The organism is Salinibacterium sp. (assembly GCF_031364185.1).
Classification (GTDB): domain Bacteria; phylum Actinomycetota; class Actinomycetes; order Actinomycetales; family Microbacteriaceae; genus Rhodoglobus.
On sequence record NZ_JANLVV010000248.1, the window covers coordinates 1 to 2,007 of the forward strand.

The 2,007-nt window shown below is 64.7% G+C and carries 2 protein-coding genes and 1 pseudogene; all 3 read left to right on the top strand.

Annotated features, from left to right (window positions below; all coding sequences use genetic code 11):
• Nucleotides 1-432: pseudogene (locus tag RMN95_RS10945) on the top strand (hypothetical protein); the annotation flags it as partial.
• Nucleotides 419-898 (top strand): hypothetical protein, encoded by a 480-nt coding sequence (locus RMN95_RS10950; protein ID WP_309616951.1) that lies wholly within the window; start codon nt 419-421, stop codon nt 896-898. The pseudogene RMN95_RS10945 and the gene RMN95_RS10950, both read left to right, overlap by 14 nt.
• Nucleotides 889-1,872 carry a VWA domain-containing protein gene (locus RMN95_RS10955; RefSeq protein WP_309616952.1) on the top strand — a complete coding sequence of 328 codons (984 nt, stop codon included), beginning with the start codon at nt 889-891 and terminating at the stop codon, nt 1,870-1,872. The genes RMN95_RS10950 and RMN95_RS10955 overlap by 10 nt, the downstream gene beginning before the upstream one ends.
• Nucleotides 1,873-2,007: the final 135 nt, after the last annotated feature.

Sequence of the window (2,007 nt, forward strand, 5' to 3'; positions counted from 1 at the left end):
ACCAGTCTCGGCGGCGAGGCGAGTAATCTGGCCAACCAGCTTGGGTATGTCGCGCGCACGTTTCGGCGCAGGATGATCGTGATGGTGATCGCGGACGACCGGCCCATTACGGCAGCCGAGCAGCGACTCGTGAAACGGCTCTCCGTTCAGCACGAGATGCTGTGGCTCACCATCGCCGACGCGGACCTCATGCGGTCAGACTGGGCGGGCAGCGGGATGTACGACGTGGCGGATTCTGTGCAGCTGCCGGGTTTTGTGCGGGAGGACGCTGCGCTCAGGGTCGCGTTTGGTAGCACGATCACGGCCGCGGCGGTGACATCGGAAGAGCTTTTCGAGAGCCTCACGATCTCGAGCCGCCGGATCACCTCTTCGGCGGGAGTCGTGCCCGGGCTGTTCCGGCTGCTGGAGGCGCATAAACATGCCAGACGGTAGCGAGTTCCTGCCCCCGGTGCCATACCAGCCTTTGTGGGGCATCATCGGATGTGCGTTGCTGCTCGCGGTGGCCGCATGGTACGTGTTCCTGTTCGTCTCGACGCGGGCGAGCCGCGTGCCCCAGCGGGTCTCGGAGCAGGTCGATCTGACGACTGCACGCACCACGGAGTCGGTGCGCACCCATTACCTCCAGCTCATCGACGAGACGCGTATCGCCCATGCGAGTGGGGCCGTGGATTCGAGGGACGCCCATCACCAGCTCAGCCTTCTCGTGCGGTCGTACGTGACCGAGCGCGAGGGTCGGCAGACCGTGCAAATGACCCTCAGCGACCTGCGATCGACGCCGTTTCTTCCCCTCACCAAGGCTGTTGAGAAGATGTACCCAGGTTCGTTCGGGGCCGGTGAAAGGGGCAGCGTGGACGAAGCCGTAACCGAGGCCAGGCGGATGGTGTCCACATGGCGTTGATCGCGTGGTGGGCTCCACTGGCTTGGCTCGGTGCCGTAGGTGCCGTGGTCGCCCTGATGGTGGGGTGCCACCGGCGTCGGAGCACGACGCGGGCTGGCATCCCCATCGCCCATCGCGAGAGGCTGACGGCACTACCCGCGTATCGCGCCGCGCTGGCCAGGTACCGGATGCTCGTGGCCGGGTTTATCGTGTGCCTGGTCGCCCTCATTGCCGCTGGCGCACTCCTGACCGCCCGGCCAGCGACGGTCTCACTCGTCACGCCCGACCTGAATAATCGCGACATCGTGCTCTGCCTGGATGTCTCGGGTTCGATGATCAACTATGACGCCGCGGTTCTCGACGTGTTCCAGGAGCTCGCCACCGAATTCACGGGTGAGAGGATCAGTCTTGTGGTGTTCAACGCCTCCGCTGTCACGTATTTTCCGCTCACCGCAGATTACGAATACATCTCCTCGCAGCTGACGCGGCTGACCCACGAATTCGACGATCCTGATGCCCCGTACTACCGTGGCACCCTGCTCGGCAATGGCTCTTCACTGGTGGGAGATGGGCTCGCCTCGTGCGTGGTCCGGTTCGACCAGGCCGACTCTGACAGGTCTCGCTCGGTGATCCTCGTGACCGACAACTTCGTCGCGGGGGAGCAGATCTTCAGCCTCCCAGAGGCCGCACGGCTCGCCAGCAAACGCGACGTTCGAGTCTATGGAATCAATCCAGGAGACTCGACCGCCAGGGAATATCTCGACAGCCTCGCCGTCGAGTTCGAAACGGCAGCGCTCGAGTCGGGCGGAGCCTACTTCGCACTCGACGACCCCGGGGTGATCCCCTCGGTGGTTGATCGCATCACCTCCGAGCAGGCATCAGTGCTGCCGGGCTCCCCACAGGTGCAGGTCACCGAGCAGCCCCAGCTGGGTATCGGGCTCGCATTCGCGGGGCTCGCTGGGCTCACCCTTTTCGGCTGGAGACTCCGGCGATGAGCTTCAACCCTGTGCTTCCGATCTGGTTGCTGGCGCTGATGTCTATCGGCCTCGGCGGCGTCATGGTGTGGCGGCTCGCCCGCGAGGGCACGAGCAGGCGCTCAGTGTTGCTGTGGGCATCCCGCGTGGCGATGG